Source organism: Agarivorans sp. QJM3NY_25 (genome assembly GCF_050870875.2).
Lineage (GTDB): Bacteria > Pseudomonadota > Gammaproteobacteria > Enterobacterales > Celerinatantimonadaceae > Agarivorans.
In genome coordinates, this window is the sequence record NZ_CP194041.2 from 2,720,449 (window position 1) to 2,742,085 (window position 21,637).

Annotated in this window: 17 protein-coding genes; 5 read left to right on the forward strand and 12 right to left on the reverse strand. The window is 45.2% G+C overall.

Going from position 1 to position 21,637, the window contains the following annotated elements:
• Positions 1-6: 6 nt before the first annotated feature.
• From ACRRSW_RS12510 to nifE, 5 genes are read right to left on the reverse strand one after another with little or no spacing between them, the layout of a single operon-like run.
• Positions 7-483 (reverse strand): SoxR reducing system RseC family protein, encoded by a 477-nt coding sequence (locus ACRRSW_RS12510; RefSeq protein WP_432459498.1) that lies wholly within the window; start codon positions 481-483, stop codon positions 7-9.
• 16 nt (positions 484-499) lie between these two features.
• On the reverse strand, positions 500-805 hold the full coding sequence (gene fdxB, locus ACRRSW_RS12515; protein ID WP_432459499.1) for a ferredoxin III, nif-specific: 306 nt from the start codon (positions 803-805) through the stop codon (positions 500-502).
• A 38-nt stretch (positions 806-843) separates the two neighbouring features.
• Positions 844-1,314 (reverse strand): NifB/NifX family molybdenum-iron cluster-binding protein, encoded by a 471-nt coding sequence (locus ACRRSW_RS12520; RefSeq protein ID WP_432459500.1) that lies wholly within the window; start codon positions 1,312-1,314, stop codon positions 844-846.
• 7 nt (positions 1,315-1,321) lie between these two features.
• Positions 1,322-2,701, reverse strand: a complete 1,380-nt coding sequence (gene nifN / locus ACRRSW_RS12525; RefSeq protein ID WP_432459501.1) for a nitrogenase iron-molybdenum cofactor biosynthesis protein NifN — start codon at positions 2,699-2,701, stop codon at positions 1,322-1,324.
• 10 nt (positions 2,702-2,711) lie between these two features.
• On the reverse strand, positions 2,712-4,109 hold the full coding sequence (nifE, locus tag ACRRSW_RS12530; RefSeq protein WP_432459502.1) for a nitrogenase iron-molybdenum cofactor biosynthesis protein NifE: 1,398 nt from the start codon (positions 4,107-4,109) through the stop codon (positions 2,712-2,714).
• Between the two features lie 385 nt (positions 4,110-4,494).
• Between nifE and ACRRSW_RS12535 the strand changes: the two genes are divergently transcribed.
• Complete coding sequence (locus ACRRSW_RS12535; protein WP_432459503.1) at positions 4,495-5,430, forward strand: LysR family transcriptional regulator; 936 nt, start codon at positions 4,495-4,497, stop codon at positions 5,428-5,430.
• A 47-nt stretch (positions 5,431-5,477) separates the two neighbouring features.
• Positions 5,478-6,368 (forward strand): EamA family transporter RarD, encoded by an 891-nt coding sequence (gene rarD / locus ACRRSW_RS12540; RefSeq protein ID WP_432459504.1) that lies wholly within the window; start codon positions 5,478-5,480, stop codon positions 6,366-6,368.
• A 178-nt stretch (positions 6,369-6,546) separates the two neighbouring features.
• Here rarD and ACRRSW_RS12545 read toward each other — a convergent pair whose 3' ends face one another.
• The 4 genes from ACRRSW_RS12545 to ACRRSW_RS12560 form a co-directional block, all read right to left on the reverse strand.
• Positions 6,547-7,872: a D-serine ammonia-lyase gene (locus ACRRSW_RS12545; protein ID WP_432459505.1), complete on the reverse strand. Its 1,326-nt coding sequence runs from the start codon at positions 7,870-7,872 to the stop codon at positions 6,547-6,549.
• A gap of 373 nt (positions 7,873-8,245) precedes the next feature.
• Positions 8,246-9,871 (reverse strand): M48 family metalloprotease, encoded by a 1,626-nt coding sequence (locus ACRRSW_RS12550; protein ID WP_432452891.1) that lies wholly within the window; start codon positions 9,869-9,871, stop codon positions 8,246-8,248.
• Positions 9,872-9,873: 2 nt separating this feature from the next.
• Positions 9,874-10,245 carry a hypothetical protein gene (locus ACRRSW_RS12555; RefSeq protein WP_432452890.1) on the reverse strand — a complete coding sequence of 124 codons (372 nt, stop codon included), beginning with the start codon at positions 10,243-10,245 and terminating at the stop codon, positions 9,874-9,876.
• A 2-nt stretch (positions 10,246-10,247) separates the two neighbouring features.
• Positions 10,248-11,666: a CHASE2 domain-containing protein gene (locus ACRRSW_RS12560; protein ID WP_432452889.1), complete on the reverse strand. Its 1,419-nt coding sequence runs from the start codon at positions 11,664-11,666 to the stop codon at positions 10,248-10,250.
• 979 nt (positions 11,667-12,645) lie between these two features.
• On the opposite strand from ACRRSW_RS12560, the gene ACRRSW_RS12565 reads away from it, so the two are divergent.
• Both ACRRSW_RS12565 and ACRRSW_RS12570 read left to right on the forward strand, forming a co-directional pair.
• A complete protein-coding gene (locus ACRRSW_RS12565) occupies positions 12,646-13,608 on the forward strand; it encodes a 2-hydroxyacid dehydrogenase (protein WP_432452888.1) in 963 nt (320 codons plus the stop codon).
• 486 nt (positions 13,609-14,094) lie between these two features.
• Complete coding sequence (locus ACRRSW_RS12570; protein ID WP_432452887.1) at positions 14,095-16,992, forward strand: two-component regulator propeller domain-containing protein; 2,898 nt, start codon at positions 14,095-14,097, stop codon at positions 16,990-16,992.
• Between the two features lie 317 nt (positions 16,993-17,309).
• Here the strand turns inward: ACRRSW_RS12570 and amrA are convergent, their stop codons facing one another.
• A complete protein-coding gene (gene amrA / locus ACRRSW_RS12575; protein WP_432459507.1) occupies positions 17,310-17,891 on the reverse strand; it encodes an AmmeMemoRadiSam system protein A in 582 nt (193 codons plus the stop codon).
• Complete coding sequence (gene amrB / locus ACRRSW_RS12580) at positions 17,863-18,648, reverse strand: AmmeMemoRadiSam system protein B (protein ID WP_432459508.1); 786 nt, start codon at positions 18,646-18,648, stop codon at positions 17,863-17,865. The genes amrA and amrB overlap by 29 nt, the downstream gene beginning before the upstream one ends.
• A gap of 63 nt (positions 18,649-18,711) precedes the next feature.
• On the opposite strand from amrB, the gene amrS reads away from it, so the two are divergent.
• A complete protein-coding gene (gene amrS / locus ACRRSW_RS12585) occupies positions 18,712-19,803 on the forward strand; it encodes an AmmeMemoRadiSam system radical SAM enzyme (protein ID WP_432459509.1) in 1,092 nt (363 codons plus the stop codon).
• Between the two features lie 170 nt (positions 19,804-19,973).
• On the opposite strand, the gene ACRRSW_RS12590 is transcribed toward amrS, so the two are convergent.
• The gene (locus ACRRSW_RS12590; protein WP_432459511.1) at positions 19,974-21,629 is read right to left on the reverse strand and encodes a glycoside hydrolase family 32 protein; all 1,656 of its coding nucleotides are present in this window, start codon (positions 21,627-21,629) and stop codon (positions 19,974-19,976) included.
• Between the last annotated feature and the right edge of the window lie 8 nt (positions 21,630-21,637).

Consider the following 21,637-nt stretch of genomic DNA (forward strand, 5'->3'; position numbering starts at 1 on the left):
CTAATGTTAGTTTTGCGACATCGAATTGTCGGCTTTAACTGAGGTGCTATGGGTAGGATAAATGGATAAGCGTTGACGTAATTGTGAAACCACATTGTGTGCTAAGAAACGACTAATCAACAGGCCCAGGCCAAACCCCAATAGGCTGGCGAGCCCTGAGCCAATGTTTTGCAGATCGCTGGTAGCATCACTTAAGTACAGTTGCACAGTAATGGCTAACAATAACATCCCGATTAAAGGGGGGATGAACAGCACGATAATCGCCTTCAATAAAAAACCATCGTCACAATTCACCGCCACTTGTTGGCCAACTTCTAAAGGTTCGGTCAGCTTAAATTCTGCACGATGCATCACGCCTGAATCAGATTCGAAGCTAATACAAGTTTGTTGCTTGGCGCAGGCGCTGCAGGCACTTTGGCGTTGCCCCTGCAACTGTACAGAATTCTGATGAATATTCACCACTTGCATCTTCAACTGCGCCATTGCTCGCTCCTATTACTTAAGCCAAACTACTCGCCGAGGTATGCGTATGACAATTTTTGGGACAAACCTTGGCACAGGATCCACAGCCAATGCAGTCACCTTGATTATCCAATGCCATCACCATCACCACATCATCGTCATAATCATCGTAGGCGTCATCGTCTTCATCGATTTCCCGCTCCACTAAGTCAAACACATCCCGAGGACATACTTTGTAACAACGACCACAACCAATACAGACGGCTTGATCAAGATCGGTCACAAACTGTGGCTCCCAAGGCGTTCCCTCGCGGTTGAGTCCCATATGTTTACTTTCACTCATTGCTATTTCCTTTGTTAACTTAAAACACAAATGTTGGCTTACCAGGGTTCATCGAGTAGCTCGTTGAGACGTTGCTGCTGTTGCTCTGCGCAGTCATCCGTGGCACGCATCCACGGTAGTGGATACTCAACAAACTGTTGATGTAATTCTTCCAGCAGAGCACTCAGGGGCTCGCCAGCATCCGCCATAATCCCCAAGATCCCGGCCTGCTTCAGTTGCTGCATCGCCCCTCTCCCACAGGCAGTACTAAACACTGCAGCACAACCCTTTAAGGCGTTGACTCGTTGTTGCAGCCGTTTACTGTCGTGCCCCGGCAGGCTTGGTTCAAACTGCAAAGCCTCGATCAGTTGAATATGTTGATCACCAAAGCCATACACCAAGAAGGTATGAGCGCTGCCAAAATGCTGGTCTAAGTGCTGTTTACTGTCGCTGGCGAAGGCGACCTTAAAGCAGTGTTCACGCTGCTGAACATCTTCGATCACCCGCAGTTTGCGTTGTATTTGTGGCATATCGGCCTCACTGTGATTTGGTCTGTGTTTGCTCGGGGCCAAAACGGTAAGCACTCACATGGACCGGTACTTCATCTTGATGGTGACTTTTGAATAAGTTCGCCATCGCAAACAACCTTGCCCTTGCCCCTTCGTAACCCAGCTGCAATACATCACTATTGCCAAATTGATCATGACAGGGATAGCCAGCGCGCAATACCGGCACCTGAGGCTCACATAAATTGGCACAATGGGTATTGCCCACCACCATCTCAAGCACGGCTAAATCGGGTTCAAGATCAGATAAGTCGCCAACCACAATACGCTCAGCCTTGAGTTGTTTCAGAGCAGGGCTATTCATCGTGGTAACCACCAGTTTTAGTTCCGCGCCCACTTCAGACAGTAAATTGGCGTAACCCTCGGCCGCATCTGGCTCCAGCGCCAACGCCATCGGGCTGGCCGATAACAAGAAGTGAGTATCGAGCATTGCATCTTGCAGTCGTTGACGCTGGCGAGCGATCCAGCCGGGAACGGCTTGCTTAGAAAGCTGTGATAAAATCAGCACCAGTTGGTCGGTCGCCGCCAAACCCATCGCCATGCCTAAAGGGTAACTGGGGATCTGACATTGCTTCTCTAATAAGCCTGCGGCAGCGTTCATCGATGTGCCAAACACGAGGCTGGCAACACTAGACTGCATCCGAGTGAGTTGCTCAATAGTGGTGCCGCCGGTGGAGGTCACCGAAAAATCGTCCGCAGCTAAATGACCGTCGAGGGAATGCGCGATATTGGGTAAAAAGATCGGCTCAAAACCAAAGGCATGGCAATAACGCTCTAGCAGTTCCAGATCGGCGCTAGTTAGTGCCACCGAACAAAATACATTCAATTGCTTACTTTGCGTTGCTGGTAACTCGGACTTGTTGCTCGCCGCAGCCAGTAGCTGCTCGACGCAGGACTCAAGCGCTGCGGCAAAACCGCTCTGCATCGAACCGACAAAGTCGGGGGTACTCACGGGCACAATGTAAATATGCTGATATTGAGGATATGTGGCTCGAAATTCCCGTATCACCCGTGTCACATCGCAGCCCTGCATCTCGGTTAGCCCAGTGGTCATAATCATCAGCAAGCGTGGTTGATGTTGTTCGCATAACAACAACAGTGCTTGTGCCAGATTATCATCCCCACCCATCACCGCTGCGATATGGTCAATGGCGGTATTTTGTAGCGGAATAGGTTCTCTAAAGTGTTGAATTAAATATACTTTAGCAAAGGCACCACAGCCCTGCGAGCCATGCATCAACGGAATACTGTCGGCCAGCCCCATACAGGCCAAAGTCGCCCCCGTTGCAGCACTGGTTTTCAGTGGCTGCTCCACTAAAGGACTTCGATTTTGTTCGATCACTCTGCTCATATTAGCTCTCCTACTGGCAATCTTGATGGGATTGATTTGCCCAAGGTGGTGCATCATTGACTAACTGCCATATCGGGCTCTCCAGGGTACGGCAAAGCTCTTTGGCAAAGGTCAACATCCCTTGATAACCGGCATAGGCATGTTCGCGTTCTTGGTTGATATCTAAAAACGGAAGTCGCGCCTTTAACGCGGTATACATGTTACGGCCACCAGCAATCATCAAATCGGCTTGCTGTTGCTGCGCCACATCGAGCAGCTTACGCGCGCCGCCCTCGTCAAGCATTAAGGCTTGCTCCCCCATAATGTCGACAATTCGCGCCTTATCTTCGGCGGTGGATTTTTTAGTCCCAGTTGCCACCACTTCAATGCCCAGCTCTTGTAGCGCCGAAACAATCGACCACGATTTCACACCACCGGTATACAGCAGCGCCTTCTTGCCCTTTAAGCGTTGCTGGTAAGGGGCCAGTTGTTGGCGGATCCTCGATTTTTGCTCGGCAATTAAAGCTTCCGTTTCCGCCAGTAAGCGAGGTTCATTAATGAGTTGGGCAAATTGACGCAACGCCGCCGAGGTATCTTCTACCCCATAAAAGCTTCCCTCAAACCACGGGATATTCCACTGCTCTTGCAACAAACGGGCGACATTAATTTGCGCCCGCGAACACACCACCATCGCGGCGTCGGCACGGTGCATGGTTTGTATTTCGTGGTAACGCGTATCTCCCGACATACAGCTAAGCACGCGATAACCCAAACGCTCTAACAATGGGGATACATGCCAAAATTCACCAGCAATGTTGTATTCGCCAATCAGCACAATGTCGTTCACTAGACGACTCGGGTCGTGCTGCATCATCGGTTTGGCTGGCGGCTCGGCGCTGCCAACGACCTGTTTCACCATCACCTCGCCGGCAATCCGATTGCCTAAGTTTTTACTGCCATAAAAACCTGCCGCATCCACCGCCACCACCGGGATCTGCCAGCGTTGTTGCGCCAAACTACAAATTGCGCCCACATCGTTACCTTCCAAGGCTGGCACACAGGTCACATATACAAACACTGCGGGGGGCTGATGTTTTTCCACCACGGTTTTAATCGCGTGCAATAACCGCTTTTCGGCCCGCCCCATGATCACGTCTTGCTCATTCAGATCGGTGGTAAAGCCCAAACGAAACAAGTTACGACCCGAGGCGCGGGTACCGCGATTATTCCAACTATTTCCGGCACACGCGATGGGACCGTGCACAATATGGGCGACATCGGCGATGGGCAGCAAACTAATTTGTGCTCCATCAAAACTACAACCACCCGCAGTGGCGCCTGGGGTAGGTCGAGCACAGCCACTTTTCTCACCGCTATTATGTTCGCAAGCGGGCTCGTCTAATAATTCAGCTATATCACTACGCTTCATGGCGACCTCTCATTACATTGGTTTTACTTCTGTCAGACGATACTCAGAGTGACTAAAACATCTCACATCAAGCACAATGCAACTTACAAACCAAAGTTAAAACATTGATAAATAAGTGTTTTAGATTGTAGTAAAACCGACAAAACAGCGAAGGAAGAGACAATGTGATGATGAACAAACGAATCATTTGGCTACGCAATGAGCCCTCACAAACATCAACATAAAGCCTTAGGCCGAGGTATCGGCATCAACGCAGGGCATTATTCGTCGAAGCATGCTTGCATTATTTGCAGCAATGAACTGCAAATAACCGGTATTGTCATGCATTATTTGCAGTGCAATACTGTTATTCCTTGCTTAAATAGATGATTTGGAGATAAGACCGATGGTGACAACAAAAATTGGGACATCGACTTCATTCACGTCACAACATGCAGATGAAATAGCGGCACTGATTAGCCTGGCTCACCATCATTCATTTGCCCAGGCAGGAAAAGCCTTACGACGTCATCCCAGCATTATTTCCAAACGAATTGCAGCCATGGAGACTCGTTTAGGGATCCGCCTGGTGGAACGCTCAACTCGCCAGCTACGGTTAAGCCAAGCTGCATTAGAACTGGTTGAACAACTCAAATCTGCGCTTGATATCATTAGCACCGCCGAACAAAGAGCGCTGTGCGGTGCCGCTGAGGTTGCAGGCCGATTACGCTTAGCACTCCCCGCAGAAATGGGGCGACGTTGTATCGCGCCACTATTGCCTGAATTTATCAAGATGTACCCGAAGATCAGCCTCACGGCAGATTACAGCAATCGTTTTGTCGATATTATAAGCGAGGGTTATGATGCTGCTATCCGGGTTGGCGAACTTAAGGACAGCCGACTGGTCGCCAATAAACTCGCACCCCACCGTCGCATTCTCTGCGCCAGTCCAGACTACCTCCAGCAATTTGGAGAGCCACAGCATCCGCGAGAGCTTACTCAGCACAACTGTCTGCAATTTAGTGGCTTTAAAAGTTATCCCGAATGGCGACTGTTTCAGGGTAAACAATCAGAAAAAATAGTGGTTTCTGGAAATTTAATATCTAACGATAACGACACCCTTCTGGCAGCAGCCAAATCTGATCTCGGGATACTCTGCGCCGGAGAATGGTTGTTTCAACAAGCGATTGCTGAAGGCCAACTCATCCATATTCTTAAAGATTGGATATTGGATGGCGAAGGCGGCGTTTATTTTGTCAGAACCTCAGCTAAGTATACTCCAGCATCAGTCCAGGTCTTCAAACAATGGATTAGCGCCAAGGCAAGCTCGGGGCTGCTATAAGCGTTTCAAACATCGTCCTACTTATTTAAAATATTGAGGATCTAACTATGTTTCATGGCATTTTACTCTCCATCGCTTCGTCGTGCTTGTTTGCCGCTATTTATTACTATTCGACACTGCTCACGCCGCTTAATGGCGTAGAGGTGTTTGGCTGGAGAATGGCGCTTACCCTCCCCTTTGTTTCGTTATTCATGTTGATGAGTAAAGATTTGCCACTAATCAAATCTGTATTTACGGCACTATTACAAAGACCAAGCCTGATCTTTGGGCTCATACTCAGCAGTTTTCTAATTGGTATTCAGCAATGGCTATTTATGTGGGCACCTTTAAACGGCCAGGCTTTAGAAGTTTCCATTGGATACTTTTTACTCCCGCTTAGCATGCTGTTGGTTGGCCGATTTATTTATCATGAACGCCTTTCTTGCTTACAGTGGCTGGCTGCGCTATGTGCGCTGTTAGGAGTCTCTCACGAAATCTATTTATTCGGGGGATTTCCCTGGGAAGCGGCATTAGTCGCCCTGGGTTTTCCTTGCTATTTTATTTTGAGACGCAAGCTAGGTACTAATCACCTCGGTGGATTTTGGCTTGATTTACTACTGATGTTACCAGTGGCTGGGTTTATTATTACTCGCCACAGTGCAACCATTACGTTTCCAAGTCATGTTGTGCTGTATCTTCTATTAATCGGGCTAGCAATTTTGAGTGCAACGTCATTTATGTTCTACATTATTGCCAGTCGTTTGTTACCTTTGAGTTTATTTGGTTTATTAGGCTACGTAGAGCCGGTATTACTGGTTGCGATATCGCTGTATCTCGGTGAGCAGATCCGACAAGAGCAATGGTTAACGTATATCCCAATATGGCTGGCGGTAGGATTGCTTACCTGCAACGGCATCCTCAAAATTTATCATGGGAAGCAACAGAGATGTTTAAACTAAACGCCAGCCCAGTATTCAGCTTTCAAGCAAGACTGCGAGAAAGCTAAGGTCACTTAGTCTGCGCAGAGAGCCTCTCGACAAGCGCTAAGTATTTGCTGGTAAAACACTGCAACAATGAATCTCCCAACAGAGATATGTGCAACGAAGCAAGCGATACTTAAAAAAAACGGTGTTTTGCTTAAGCGCCTAATAAAACAAGCCCCTGCTGATAATCGTTTTTGTGCTCATCAAGGGGAACTTTCTGACCACCTGTCGCCCAAATAATATGCGTCGCCTGAGACAATTTGTCTGTCAGTTGTTCCGCCTCAAGATAAGCTTTGCCCTCGGTAAGCAAACGAGTCACACCGGCAATGCCCGCTGTCGCAGAAGGTTCCAGCGAGATATGTTCGCTATCCTCAAACATCGTCAAATAACGATATAAGTTTTCATCGGAGACGGTCACAATACCACTAAGCAAATGCATCATCATCGAGCCAACAAATGCCGATGGCCGGCCCACGGCTAAACCGTCGGCACAGGTTTGGTTATTTAAGCCAATATCCTGCACCGCGATCTTATTCTGCAAACCCGTTGCCATACCTAATAACATGCACGGTGAATGGGTCGGCTCGACAAAAAAACAATGTACATAATCACCAAAAACCTGCTTCAGCCCAAAGGTAATGCCGCCAGGTGCACCGCCTACGCCACAGGGCAAATAAACCAAGAGCGGATGCGCTGCGTCGACAGTAATATCCTGCTCGGCAAGCTGCGCCTTCAAACGCAATGCTGCCACGCTGTAGCCTAGAAATAGCGATCGTGAATCTTCATCATCAATAAAATAGGCCTGCGCATCAGCCATCGCTTGTTCACGCCCTTGCGCCACCGCAATACTGTAGTCGCTCTGATGTTCAACAACCTGAACACCTTTACTTTTCAATAAATTTTTCTTCCACTCGCGTGCATCGGCAGACATATGCACGATGACCTGAAAACCCAGCTGCGCGCCCATCATGCCGATGCTTAAACCGAGGTTCCCAGTGGAGCCCACCACTATTTTATGTTTGGCAAATAGCTGTTTAAATGGAGCGTCGTTAAAAACTCGATAATTATCCCCCGTCCTTAACAAGCCATTGGCTAGCGCCAACGTTTCAGCGTGCAGTAATACTTCATAAAAACCACCACGCGCCTTAATTGAGCCAGCCACCGGCAGTTGGTGGTCACATTTCAACCATAAACGCCCAGGGATCTCGAAGCCATGCCATTGTTTAAGCGCTGCTTGCATCTTAGGAATGGCTTTCAACTGGGATTCAATAATCCCTTTGGTTACCGTTGTTTCTGCAAAGACCTTCGCCAGATAAGGCGCAAAACGAGACAAGCGCTGCGACGCATCAAGTAAATCGCTCCAGTTTAAGGCGAGCTCTGCTTGGCTCTGCTGAAACAAAACTTTGTTGGAATTTAGCCAGATAATCTCTTGCTTTGACTGGAGTATGGGCACCACAGCATTCGATAGATAATCCGCCATAAAATTTAACTCCACACGAGTGCCCCGCTATTTTTTAACTCAAGCTCTTGCTCATCACAAAACAAACAAGTATTCGAATAATTACGCCATGAAAAGATTCAAAAAGATAGCCTATATTGCAGAACATAAAAACAGCTTAACTGCAACATTCCAACTTCAACTTTCAACCAGACTTGCTGCACTTCTATAGCTCTCACCAAAAAGGTATCAATGGCTAATCACAACTAGAGTAGCTAGTGGGTGGAGATGTTTAACTGAGTCCAGGTATATAGAAATAGCCATGTTTCAGAGATTAATTATCAATTATCCTCGTATATTGAACACCTGAATGACGGTTATCACAAAGGCGTTCATTTAAACTTTAGTGGCAATTCTAAATTTCAATCATTTTGGTTAATGATTCTAAAAAACCTATTTTCGAGTCTGATTTTTTAGGGATTTGTAAATCGGCGGCAACGTAGCACTGAGCAACAATATTTTCCGCATCTAAAGCTTTACACTGCTCCAAATAATGCTGTACTTCTTGTTCGCTTCCGCGCGCTTTATAGACTGAGATATATTGCGGAAGAAATGGATCACTAATTCCAATAATTTGTCGCCCTTTATTCAGAATTTCCTCCGCCTTGTCTAATTTTCCCTGTTGTCGATAGGCTTGAGCCGCCAAACTAAAGGTTTGAATTGAAGCGCTGTCCCAATTTTTAATGAGCGCTAAGTTCTGTAAAGCTTTCGATTGTTTATTTTGCCGCTCACGCACGCTATAAAATGCTAAACGAGTGTAGGCATCGTACTTGGTTACGCCTGTCGTCGCCTTTCTGGCCAACTTTTCAGCCGCCTTAATATCGCCGTATTCAAGAGCTCGAAACGCTTCAGAGGCCGCCCAATAATTTTCGAATACTTGCTTCCCTTTACCTTTTCTTAAAGCAGCATCTAAGCTTTTAGTCGTAAGATTCTGCCGCCTTTCTTTACGATATTCGCGTTTCACATATGCGGTAATATCTATCTTGCGTTCTGCAGGTGAATTATGTCGATCCGCAAATTTCTGCAACAAATTGGTTGCAGCTTCATTTGCCGCCATATATCCCACAGTCTCCCAATTTAAACCAGTTACATTCTTATTGGCTTTAGTCGCCATGGAAACAAACGACTTAAAATCTTTTTTCTTCTCTTCAAGCTGCGTTTTATTAAATACTAAACTGCTCTCTAAACGTTCCATGGTGTCTTTATAAGCCCTTGGACTGTAGCCTGCTTTTACAAGTAAATCTATACCGAGTAAGTCGGCTTCATCTTCATCAGTACGACTCATCGAAGAGCTAATAACATCTCGACTCAAGCGGTTTATTGATACACCAATTCTATATGACTTCTCAACCATCTCTTGAGATTCTCGAGAATTTCTAGCAACAATCTTGTAACCATTGGCTGTTTTACTTGAGTCCAAATCTTTGATAGTGGCGGCGGCCATCGCAACATTAGTGGCTTTGCTCACTAACGCACTTTGCTTCTCAAAGTACTCATTCGAATTCTGATGCTTTAGAAGAATATGCGAAAGCTCATGAGCAATAATAAAAGCCAACTCGTCTTCAGATTCAACATCCGCTAAAACCCCTTGAGTCACCACAATTGTATCTTGTGTCGCAAGGGCGCTGTAATTTCTATCAGCAGAAATAACGATATTCACTTTTTTTTCTAATGGTTGATCCCATTGCGCTAATAACTTTTCAAGAATCTCATTTAGATACAATTCTGCATATGGATTGACGATCAAGTTTTTGTCTGCAGCCGAACGCATTCTGGAACTTAACGAGCCCAGCTCGGCAGTTTTTTCAACTTCAGTTTCAGCTCTAATTTGTTGAGTTTGATAGTCAATATATTTACCGTCAAAAGATTCATAGGTACTACCAGTTAAACTATTCAAGCTGTTCAAATTTAAACGGCTCAAGCTATCACTAGCACACCCAAATAAAGAAGTAGCAATGATTAAAAGGAAAATAAGTCGCATATTTAACACCCTTCTCCTAAGCCAAACGAAGCAAAAGTAACTTTATCACTCGCTTTAGAAATGGTTGTTGCGGTACAAGTCACCGAAGCAATTGCTTTCATATTAAGTTCGACTTCTGTGATATGTACCCACTTTTCCTCTCCATCATCCTCAAACATCAACATACCTTCCTTTTTATCATATTTTTTTACAGGGATGGCTTGTTTTGTCGCATCAGGCAAACTGCTTTTAGCTACATCGATACAGTCAAATTCAGAGCTACATATCTCAACTTCATCAAGCAAAAAATCGATTATCAATACACGGTCATTCTTCGCGTAAGAGGACAACGAGGTTGCGCTTAATATAAGTCCAATCAACAGTACTTTAGACATTGTCATAGATGCTCCTTTATCTTGCGTTTTATTATTGAAATTTGGGGGAATTTCTTTCTAAACTTATTGAGTATTGTTAGATATTTCTGGCATTTATTTTTCATGCTCTCGAACAAATAAAATAAAAAAATAGGTAAATCAAAAAATATAATGAGGATTAATCCGTACCAATTGGGCGCACCAACCTTAAGAATAAACTGAGAAATAAGTACTGAACTCAAAATAATGAATAAGATAATAAAGGCAGGCATCAAACCCGAAATAATTTGTTTTCGCGTGTCTAACTTCTGCTTTTGCTCCAAATGAGTATACCGATACCAAATGACTAAAAATAAGGTGCTTATTTGCACCACTATTTCTAGCATATCGGCAATACTTAACTTAAAGAATCCAGTCGCACTTGGAACTCGCCAATAGTCATCTTCTAAAGTCATTAAATTATCTAAAGCCATTGCATGATAGAACACTCCTGGCAGTGTCCCATGTACTGGAGACCGAACAATATCAACGCCACCTGATAAATCATAACCAATCATGATAACTCGATCTTTGATAGCGTCATTTAGAGGAGCAGACTTAACAGCCCCTGATTCAAATAACCGAGTGGCAGACAAAGTAAGGAATGGAGGACAGCGTTCCCGCAATTGTTTATCCAGTTCTTGATCACTTCGTAGGCCCTGTGTCAAACTTAAAAAAGTAATATTGATAAACTGTTTGAACCGACTCATATGCTCTGGAATGCAGTTTTTTATGTTGTCGTAATCAATCTGATTAAGCGCCGATTTATTACTCCATTGTACGATCATAGGATCTAAATATTGAGACTGTTCCGCAGGGGAGCATTGAGATGTAATTCGACACCATGACTTGTATAAAGCCAACGCAGGAGTATCCATGCGCTGTTGCTGCCAATCAACAGATAGAGGGTAGTAATGCTGATAACCACTCCACGATACCGCTGTCAGTTGACTAACTGCTGAAATCTTGTGGCGTAATGAATCTGGATCATTTAGAACCGCTGCCGTATCATATTCCGTATCACTTGCCATAAACACCGGAAAGGAGCGAGAGTTAAGCGTTTTAAGCCATTTGTTGAGTCGAGAAGAATGTTCATGGTGTTGTAAAATGTCAAAAAAAACAGATTGTGGATGGTGAGCACTGATAACTTTTAGAAGTCGTGAAAGCGTGGCGTAATTAACAGGATAAGTTTCAATTTGTTGTAAGAATTCATCATCTAACAAAACAACTGTGATATCTTTTGATACCGTTTGACTATAAAACGGTGACCACATTCGAAGAATATGATCTTCATAATGCTTTTCCGCAGCATTTCTTATACCTAAAGGGTCAACGATAAAGACCAATAAGATAAATACTGTTGTAAGAACTGCGCGAGTGAGCACATTTTTATTAAGGGTCATGCCGTATTAACTCTAAACTTCCGTTGTTATTCACCCCATTTCAGACTATTCATTTAATCTGAATGTGCAGCACATATATCACACGAATACATCCACCTGTAATTAATTATTTACAAGCTTACAAATTTTAATGCAACAATTATTTGTAAAATAATTGCTTAGGTCAATAATTTTCTTATGCATTTAGATAGTTAACTCATTTCATCATTCAACATTCCAGTATCAATCTTGGTTCAAGTGCAAACAAGTTGATATGGAAATCCCTATAGAACTAGCAGTGAAACTAGGATGCCCCCAAGCAAAATTGATGATCAAACACATTGTTTATGAGCAAACTACAAAAGTTAATCTCTGCATATATGCCTTTAAAATATTTAATTGTTGAGTGAAATTCACTCCAATTTTGAGCTGAAAACTTAGCCGCTATACCGAGTCAAAGCCCCCCAATGGTACTTCCCAAGTACAACGCTAACCTGTCTAATGCAACTGCAAGACGACATCAAGCAAACATATGCAATGCTCAACTAAAACCCAGTACATAGACAACTAGCGACAAAGTAGTCACTTTTATTTTGCCGTTCAAAGCGACCTTTCAAAGACGCGAAGATAAAACTTTCGACAACGTCACTATCAACAAGTAACAACATTTAGCCCAATGGACAGCCTAAATATCGTTACAATATGACGAGTCAAATCGAGAAACCTAACAAAAACCCCCCATAGATCAAAGCGTCATAGTGTCGACAACCTAAGCTCCAAAGGAACACTGCATATCGTTCCTACGGACAAACATTTTTTTATTCACAGACGTTAGCTCACATCCCTCACACAACAAAATCTATTATACCTCGGTCACTCTGCCGCTTTATTGTTATATCAATGGCATGAATCAGCTGAAAGCGGCAAGAATTGGAGTTAAACTCGGTGATTTATCCAGTCGCACTAAAAAATTTATCCATTTGGACAAGGGATTTCTGTCATGAACACCATCGCTTTTATTCACAACATCGCTGCCGAAGAAGAAAAGCAGTGGCTACTTAAATTCGAAACGCTGTTACCCAATGAAAGCATTGTATTAGCCACAGATTTAAGCGATGAGCAAGCCCAGCTTGTCGAAATAGCCATCGTTGCCAACCCAAATGTCGATCAACTAAAGCGCTTTCCTCACTTAATCTGGGTGCAAAGTTTGTGGGCAGGTGTTGAAGCACTAGTTAGCGGCTTTCGAAGCTTCAATCACGACAAAGAAACATATCAAACTCAATTGGTAAGGCTCATCGACCCGTTTCTTGCCGACACCATGGCCGAAGCCGTATTAACTTGGAGTTTGTATTTATATCGCAATATTCCAGACTACATCGCTCAACAAAGACAAGGGATTTGGCGCCCAATCCCCAGCCCTTCAGTGAATACCGTACAAGTATCCATCTTAGGAGCGGGTAAACTTGCAAGCGCTTCGATGAAAGCCCTTGTTCATCAAGGTTTTACGGTAAATAGTTGGAGCCGAAGTCACAAAGAGATTGCCCATGTAACCCACTATTCGGGAGATGACGGTTTAGCTGCTATTCTTCAAAAAACCCAGATATTGATCTGCCTCCTCCCTCTCACCGATCAAACCCATCATTTACTCAACCAACAAACCTTAAACCTTTTGCCGAAAGGTGCCAAACTGATAAACTTCGCAAGGGGTGGCATTATTAACCACCAAGATTTACTAGCAATGTTAGATTCCGATCACTTATCACACGCCGTCTTAGACGTGTTTGAACAAGAACCTCTAGAAGTAAACAGTCCTTTTTGGTATCACCCCAAAATATCGGTATTACCGCATATATCCGCCACAACCAATATAGACACCGCCTCTCAAATTGTCGCGAACAATATCCACACCTATAGAAAAGACGGCCTTATTCCTGAATCAGTTGATTTGATAAGAGGATACTAGCTGTCGTTGATTTTGCTCAAATACAGCAAATATTATCAAAGATACGGCGTTTCCAATGGCCTCTTATCGCTGTTAGGGCAAGTAACTAGTTAAAAGTTTCGTCGGTGAATCTTGGCCAACAATTCAGAAATTGAAAAATTTTAAAGTACGACAATTAAGCTTTTATTCATTATTATTACGTAATATTATTTCAGATTTTTTAGTATTGGCCGATATGAAGAACTTATAATATCTGACCGCTAAGTCAAAAATGTAAGGCCGCTTTATGTGCTGTTTTAGGTCAAAATGATTTCAACACAAATCTTTACTCGAGACGATGAACTCTCACGGAGTGGCTCTCGTGAGTCTATCTATTTGAATGAATATGGAAATAATAATGTTTGTGGCATGCTGTGTTATCCCTCGTTCCTTCATCTCCAAGTGGCCCGATGTCTACTCTCGTGTTGTCCTCACCAACATATCGATTGGTGAAGGATAATTTTATTTATGTTAGATATTCGTATAGCTTGGCTTATTTGTTTTGCCATTCTCTCTACCTTTAGTTTCACCAGTCATGCTACGGCACTCAAGTTGGCTGATTATTATACCGATGTATGGACCTCGGTTGATGGACTGCCGCATAACAGTATTAATGCGATTACTCAAACCGACGATGGCTATTTGTGGTTTGCCACTTGGGAGGGTGTGGCTCGTTACGATGGCTTACATTTTACCTTATTTGGTAGAGGTGAAACGACAGGCATGAAAGATTCCGGCACGCGCACCCTGGTCGCGGATAGCAACAATAGCCTTTGGCTTGCGGGTGCCAGAGGCAGCATGGCGCTGCGCAAAGGTTACCAATGGTCAAATCAAGCCAATGCCGCCAGCTTAGTGAATCATGCACTGGTGGATCAGCATAAAAATCTATGGATAGCGGTTGAAGGTCTGGGGGTTTATTATCGAGCGCGAGGCAAAGATGGAAACTACTTACCGGATGTTCATATACTCTCTGGATTTAGTGCCTATCACTTGGCCCAGTCTAGTTCTGGCGACATTTTTGCGGCCACCGATAATGGACTCTATCGAGTCACACCAAAAAGCTACCATAAACTCGAGTTGCCCTTATTAGGCGATCGAACTCGGGTTTATTCTCTGGCTTTCGATCATCAAGACCGGCTGCTGTTAGCATCGAATCATGGACCTTGGCGCTATGATGGCCAACAATTTACTCGACTGAATAACACCTTAGATCATGTAATTACCACCGCAATTATCGAAGACCGTGAGGGTAATATTTGGTTTGGAACCTCCACTCAAGGCGTAGGACGGATTGCAAATCATCAGCTTGAATTTAAAAATGCCAACAGCGGCTTACCACATAATCGAGTGATCTCGCTATTTGAAGATCAAGAAGGCAGTATTTGGGTTGGCACCAATGGCGGCCTGATACGATTTAGGAATGCGGCATTTCAATCATTCACGGAACAAGATGGGCTGATCGGCAATTACGTTCGAACGGTATTGCCAATTAATTCAAAGCAAGTGCTAGTTGGAACCAGTCAGGGCTTAAGCCTACTCGAAGATGGTCAGGCCATGGCAGCCACGCAAGACCCCGTTTCTCGGCAAGGCATATTAAGCCTTGCTAAGAATCATCAGGGGGGAGCTTATGTTGGTACCTACAGAAATGGAGTTTATCAATGGCAAAACCATCAGCTACAGCAGCTTTGGAATGAGGATTCAGGACTGCCACATAATGAAGTCCGCGCCTTACTCAAAGATAGCCATAACAACCTATGGATTGGCACCCCCAATGGCTTAGTCAAAGTAAAACCGCAAGGCGAAATGCAGTATTTCACCAAGCAAAATTCTAATTTACCCGATAATTATATTCTAGCCATCGCTGAAGATGAATTTGGCAAAATTTGGGTTGGTACTGGAGTTGGCTTAGCATTTATTCGAGACGATAAGGTATCAAATGTTCCAATTAACAACTTGGAGCAAGCGCAATATGCTTTCGGCTTTTACCTTGAGCCTGGTTATGTATGGATAGCAAGCGACCGCGGGATCATTCGCTACCAGCAACACACCCAACAAATGGGTCTGGTTGGCCGCCCAGCAGGGCTTCCCATTGATAAGTTTTTTCAAATCGTGAACGACCAACAGGGCAGCCTGTGGCTTTCGAGTAATCGAGGACTATGGAAAATCAGCTATCAGCAGGCTCATTTAGTCGCGAGCGGTCAGCAAAAACAAATTAATTTTGAGCTATACAGTGAAATAGACGGCATGGCGAGTAGCCAAGCCAATGGTGGTTCCAATCCTGCGGCGGCAATCACTGAACAAGGCCAGCTACTCTTCGCCTCGGCTAAGGGTTTAATAAGTATCCAACCGCAAGATTTAGCGATATTCTCTGCTCACCCGCTACCGGTGACGATAGATTCGATTCAATTTGACAGTCAATCCATCTCTCCCGATACCCAATCGATAGCCCCTGCAGGAACCAACTTGGTTCGTTTTATTTATTCAGGTTTAGGCTACGTTATGCCCAAGCGCTTGCAGTTCAGAACCAAACTGGAAGGATTTGACCGTGAATGGTCATACCGCGGGACTCAACGAGTGGCAGAATTCACCAACCTTCCGCCAGGAAGCTATCGCTTTCTGGTCAGCGCTCGTTACCCTTATGGGGAATGGAACGATAGCAACTTCATCTATCAGTTTAAAATTGAACCCTTGTTTTGGCAACGTAGAGAGATTCAGGCCTTATTGGCTTTGTTACTGCTGTTGGTGATTGGTGGCATGGTCTATTTCCGGATTTATTTACTCAAACGCAATGAAGAACGTTTGACTGAACAAGTGGAAATACAAGTCAAAGCATTGCGAGAACAATCCGCACAATTCGAGCGTTTATCGAACGAAGATGCATTAACCAAACTTCCCAATCGACGAGCCTTCGATGCCAATTTAAGCGCTCAATTTAGCCAGTGTAGTCAGCAACAGCAGACCATTAGCTTGGTGGTGCTGGACATCGACCATTTTAAATCGATTAACGACAACTACTCCCACTTGGTGGGCGATAAAGTGATTCAAGCATTAGCCACCACCTTAGTCGACTATGTGGGTGACACAAACAAAGTCGCACGCTGGGGCGGTGAAGAATTTACTATCCTTTATTTGGGCAACCAGCAACAGGCAAGAGATTATTTTCAAGCGCTATTACTGCAGATTCAGGCGATGACCTTAGATGCGCTGAAAGGTAAACGCAATATTACCGTGAGCATGGGAATTTGTGATAGTGATCATTGTGATGATTACAGCTCGCTGCTGAAATTAGCGGATCACGCTTTGTATCAAGCCAAACACAAGGGGCGTAACCGTATCGAAATTTATAATAACAACCAACCACAGTGAAAATTCCTATTGAATCAGTCACTGATAGTTTGCAAACCGCCGCGATGTATTTGCATTAAAAATCGCTAATTCACATTAACCTTGAATGCCTCTGAACTATCGGGTGATGACTGAAACTCGTCAGCTTGGTTTGGTTATCAAATGTTCAGCTATACCTGCTTAATACCAATCTGATTGATTATATAATCAACTCATTGCGCAGAATTAGTCTGCCGATACCCAGGCATGAAGCGCAGTCACTGGTGGCTCTATACAAGATACCATAACCAGTTAGCCGTGATTGAGGCCTGTAAGTGACCCGCTGTGTTCTCAGGCTGTTACTCACCAAACTCTAGAACCTGAAACTTGAAGCAGCGCATCTTCTCAACTGGACTATTGAGCGACCATCCACCTTTGTGTTTTAACTGTTGAATGAAGTTCTTGGGCTTTGGCAGCTGTTGCCACACTTGCGGTAAAAACACCGCTCGTTTGTTGCCTTGTGCCAAAATAAGGCCATCCTGATTGGGGCGAAGTCGCGCGATTAATGCGGCTTCATTCAACTGAGAGGGAAGCGCTTGGCTTGGGCTTAAAATAGAGATACTAATATGAATGAGTGGCAACTCTTGTGGGTTCAGAGCTGCAAACCTGCGATCTTCAAAAGCGGCCTGATAAGCGTGTAAGGCAACATCCTGAACCAGCGCTTGATAAGCTTCTAATGTACCAATGCAACCTCGGAGTTGCGCATTTTTGTGCAAAGTCACAAAGCTTGCCGCCGGCGCCTGAAGGATTGTGGGATATTGCTCAGGCTCGGCTTGCCAGCGCTGCTGCTCACTCAGATAGTGCTCAATCGCATATCGGGCAACTTTCAGTAGCGCTTGTTGATGCTCGCGCTTAATGCTCGAAAAACGCAATACTGGCATAACCCACCACCCTTTGATGATCCTTCGTTACATCCCCTGAATTGCCTTTCGCCACTAATTTTGCTTGCAGCTGATGCTGCCTGGCCGCTGCTAGAAATCCATTAATAACCTGGTAACCACAGGCTTGTTCCCCCTGCAAACCGCCCTGCCCTGAGATGATATTTTTAAGAGTAGCCTCATCGCTCAAACGGGCATCTCGGTAAGATAAAAAGTGGCTTAAATCGCTGCTGATCACCAGCAAGGTTTGTGGATCTGAACAAAACACCTCAAATAGGGCCGCCAGTTGCGCCGGTGCGACATTCCCCACCACTAATGGCACAATGGCAAACTGCGCTAAACAAAGTTGCAAAAAAGGCAGCTGTACTTCAATCGCATGTTCCAGACGATGCGCTTCATCAGAGTAGTGAACAAAATCGAACTGAGTTAATTCAGATAAGCACTGTTGCTCAACTGGCAAGCTTCCCAAGGGTGTTTCAAACTGTTCCGCCGACGAAATGGCCACCCCAGCCAATGGAACCCGATGATTCGGGCCGGCGATAAGCACTCGGCGAAACGCTGGTTGGTGATTGACTAAATATCGGTAAGCGGCGGCGGCAATTTGTCCCGAATATTGGTAACCAGCGTGGGGAACCAACAACGCCTTCAGCCGAGCCGACTCTGAATGTGTCGCTAACAACCAGGGGCTAAGCTGTTGTTTGATATGCTCAGCACCAGCGGGATAAAACTGTCCAGCCACGGCTGCGGGTCGACTTTTCATCGCTCAATTCCGTTTATTTCAACTAAAGTTAAGTATAGTTCAGTCCGTTACGGTGAAGCGCTTATGGCAAGTCAATATAGTCCTCCTGAGTACTTTCCCACTCAGCATTGGCAGCAATTAGACGACGGCCGAATACAATGCGATATTTGCCCCCGCCATTGCCAACTGCGCCAAGGAAAACGTGGCGTCTGCTACATTCGAATGAATCATCAGCAGCAAATTGTGCTGACCTCTTATGGTCGCTCCAGTGGCTTTTGTATCGATCCGATTGAGAAGAAACCCTTAAATCACTTTTATCCCGGCTCTGCGGTGCTATCTTTTGGCACCGCTGGCTGTAACTTGGGCTGCAAGTTTTGTCAAAATTGGGATATCAGTAAATCACGCCAAATGGATACCCTCGCCGACTCCGCCATGCCAGACGCTCTGGCCCAGCTGGCACAAAAATATGGCTGTAGCGGCATTGCTTTCACCTACAACGATCCGGTGATTTTTCTAGAATATGCCGTAGATGTGGCGCAGGCCGCAAAAGCCCTTGGTTTGCAATCCATCGCGGTTTCCGCTGGTTATATTTGTGCTGAGCCAAGAGCTGAATTGTTTACTCACATGGATGCTGCAAACATCGATTTAAAAGCTTTTCGCGAACCCTTTTACCGAAAAGTATGCAGTGGCCACCTGACGGATGTATTGGATACGCTGCTGTACCTTAAACATGAAAGCCATGTGTGGTTTGAGCTAAGCACCTTACTGATCCCCGGAGAGAATGACTCCAATCAAGAGCTACAACAAATGTGCGCCTGGATAGCTGAGCACTTGGGCGCTGATGTCCCGATCCATTTCACCGCCTTTCATCCTGACTTTAAGATGCGAAATAAAACCCAAACCCCCATCGCCACCCTGTTAAGAGCGAGAGAAATAGCCCTTAACCATGGACTTCACTACGCCTATGTGGGAAATGTCTACGACCCGTCCCACGAAAGCACCTATTGTCCCGGCTGCGGCAACCTATTATTGGAAAGAAATTGCTATCAACTGGGAAAATACCGGCTCAACTCGCAAGGCCTCTGCCCCGATTGTGGCACAACTATCGCGGGGGTCTGGACGGAGCACTGTGGCAGCTTTGGCCGCCGTCGGATCCCGCTGCGGCTGGGAAACTAGACGGAATACCATTTAACAAAGGTGCCTAACCTCCTGTTTCCCACCTGGCTTGCCCAAGCCTGAGCGAAAGCGCCGAGATAGTTTAAAGGCTCAACCCGACACGCGTAAACTTGAGAGCCTTTTATTTCAGCATACCATACCACTCAAAGATGAGTGCTATTGCAGCAGCCTTATCGGCCCATCCCTGGTTTGGCTAAGGTCCAGTAGTGGATGGGCTGCCATGGCATCGGCTGAGTTGCGCTCAGTTTTAAGCGACTATCTCCAGGCTCAGTAAACACCACCGCGGTCATCACAAACTCCCCATCATTAATAAAAATTTCAATGGAAGACTGATCGACCAATATTTGCAGTTTTACATCCTGTTGGTTGACCATGTCCAGCTCGCGAATTTTTTCGCCGTCGGTAGGCAGAGCCCCGCTCCTATCCAGTACAATTTTCTGCCGCAGGCCATCTAAGCTAAAACGACAGTAGCTCTGCTCGTCGCTCATAAAGTGCAAATCAACAGCGCCCTCCATCAGCCAGCTCAAATTCATTTGCAGTTCATAACTTCGGCCTTTGGGGAGTGTTATCTGCTGTTCAGCGGCCACGCTTAACTCAAAATCTTGATAAGCGCTGCGTAAGGCCTGTAATTCGCGGGCAGGACGTTGATAAAGTTTACCATCTTCAAAACTCAGTTCCCGAATACAAGTTAGTTGATGTAACCAGCCCTGCGCCTTTGTCGGGTGTTGATTCTCATCGGGAAGCCCCATCCATGCCACTAATAAGGCGCGACCATCGGGGCTTTTTCCCGTTTGCATCGCATAAAAATCGAAACCATAATCAAGTCTTGAGAAGCCATCTAAATGCAGTTCATCTTGCGGATCCAGACTGGCCTTCAGATAACCATTATGATGGTCGATTTGATAGTGGGGACTGTTAGAGACGATGCCTTGTGGGCAAATAATCGCTATCAGCTGCCCGTCAACTTCAATCAAGTCAGGGCATTCCCACATATAACCAAAATCACCGAGCTCGTCACCAAATATCCCGGCAAACTCCCAATGATGCAGATCGGCTGAACGATAGCTCGCTAGACGCCCTAAACCAGAGGTCAACTGAGCCCCAACAAACATCAACCAATGATCGCCATTACGTACAATTTTAGGATCACGACAATGAGCGGTTACCTGAGGCGGTAAGTCTTCAATAACTGGCCCCTGTTTGCGAAAGTTGAAACCATCTGTTGAAGTCGCTAGGCATTGATAAGTCATTCGTTGTCGCTGCTCACCAATCCGCACATTACCAGTATAAAAAAGCATCAATTGTTCGTCATGCACAATGCAATGACCTGAATATACGCCATGGCTATCAAACCAATCACTGGGCATCAGAGCAATCGGATGCTCTATCCAATTCACTAAATCGGTACTAGTTACATGTGCCCAAGCAATGCGCTTATCCTCACAATCAGGGCTGAGCACATAAAACAAGTGGTAAGCCCCTTGAAAATAAACAAAAGCATTCGGATCACCGAGAAAGCCTTGCTCGGCAGAAATATGCCAAGTTGGCCGATACGGTGAAGAAACAGACGCCGCTTTTTCTTGAAGCTGTTTTCGCAAATTTGTATCCACTATACTACCGAGTATTTGCCATTGCTGAGTTGATAAGGGAGGCGCGGGTTGCCAAACGATTTGTTCTTGTGGTGCATTAAAAGTAAGTGGGAGCGAAGAAACCATCCTTAACTCTGGATCAACTAACTCCGCAATTAACAAGTTATGAACTTTTTGGATCCGTTGTAGATTATCTTTGCCACCACAAGCAACGATCAGAGGCTCAAGCATGTCCATCTCACAAC

What these genes read in the sequence shown, in the direction of transcription:
- ACRRSW_RS12570 (WP_432452887.1), top strand. Translation starts at nt 14,095, where the DNA reads ATGTTAGATATTCGTATAGCTTGGCTTATTTGTTTTGCCATTCTCTCT.
- fdxB (WP_432459499.1), bottom strand. Translation starts at nt 805, where the DNA reads ATGAGTGAAAGTAAACATATGGGACTCAACCGCGAGGGAACGCCTTGG.
- rarD (WP_432459504.1), top strand. Translation starts at nt 5,478, where the DNA reads ATGTTTCATGGCATTTTACTCTCCATCGCTTCGTCGTGCTTGTTTGCC.
- ACRRSW_RS12565 (WP_432452888.1), top strand. Translation starts at nt 12,646, where the DNA reads ATGAACACCATCGCTTTTATTCACAACATCGCTGCCGAAGAAGAAAAG.
- ACRRSW_RS12545 (WP_432459505.1), bottom strand. Translation starts at nt 7,872, where the DNA reads ATGGCGGATTATCTATCGAATGCTGTGGTGCCCATACTCCAGTCAAAG.
- nifE (WP_432459502.1), bottom strand. Translation starts at nt 4,109, where the DNA reads ATGAAGCGTAGTGATATAGCTGAATTATTAGACGAGCCCGCTTGCGAA.
- ACRRSW_RS12520 (WP_432459500.1), bottom strand. Translation starts at nt 1,314, where the DNA reads ATGCCACAAATACAACGCAAACTGCGGGTGATCGAAGATGTTCAGCAG.
- amrS (WP_432459509.1), top strand. Translation starts at nt 18,712, where the DNA reads ATGGCAAGTCAATATAGTCCTCCTGAGTACTTTCCCACTCAGCATTGG.
- amrA (WP_432459507.1), bottom strand. Translation starts at nt 17,891, where the DNA reads ATGCCAGTATTGCGTTTTTCGAGCATTAAGCGCGAGCATCAACAAGCG.
- nifN (WP_432459501.1), bottom strand. Translation starts at nt 2,701, where the DNA reads ATGAGCAGAGTGATCGAACAAAATCGAAGTCCTTTAGTGGAGCAGCCA.
- ACRRSW_RS12535 (WP_432459503.1), top strand. Translation starts at nt 4,495, where the DNA reads ATGGTGACAACAAAAATTGGGACATCGACTTCATTCACGTCACAACAT.
- ACRRSW_RS12550 (WP_432452891.1), bottom strand. Translation starts at nt 9,871, where the DNA reads ATGCGACTTATTTTCCTTTTAATCATTGCTACTTCTTTATTTGGGTGT.
- amrB (WP_432459508.1), bottom strand. Translation starts at nt 18,648, where the DNA reads ATGAAAAGTCGACCCGCAGCCGTGGCTGGACAGTTTTATCCCGCTGGT.
- ACRRSW_RS12555 (WP_432452890.1), bottom strand. Translation starts at nt 10,245, where the DNA reads ATGTCTAAAGTACTGTTGATTGGACTTATATTAAGCGCAACCTCGTTG.
- ACRRSW_RS12510 (WP_432459498.1), bottom strand. Translation starts at nt 483, where the DNA reads ATGGCGCAGTTGAAGATGCAAGTGGTGAATATTCATCAGAATTCTGTA.
- ACRRSW_RS12590 (WP_432459511.1), bottom strand. Translation starts at nt 21,629, where the DNA reads ATGGACATGCTTGAGCCTCTGATCGTTGCTTGTGGTGGCAAAGATAAT.
- ACRRSW_RS12560 (WP_432452889.1), bottom strand. Translation starts at nt 11,666, where the DNA reads ATGACCCTTAATAAAAATGTGCTCACTCGCGCAGTTCTTACAACAGTA.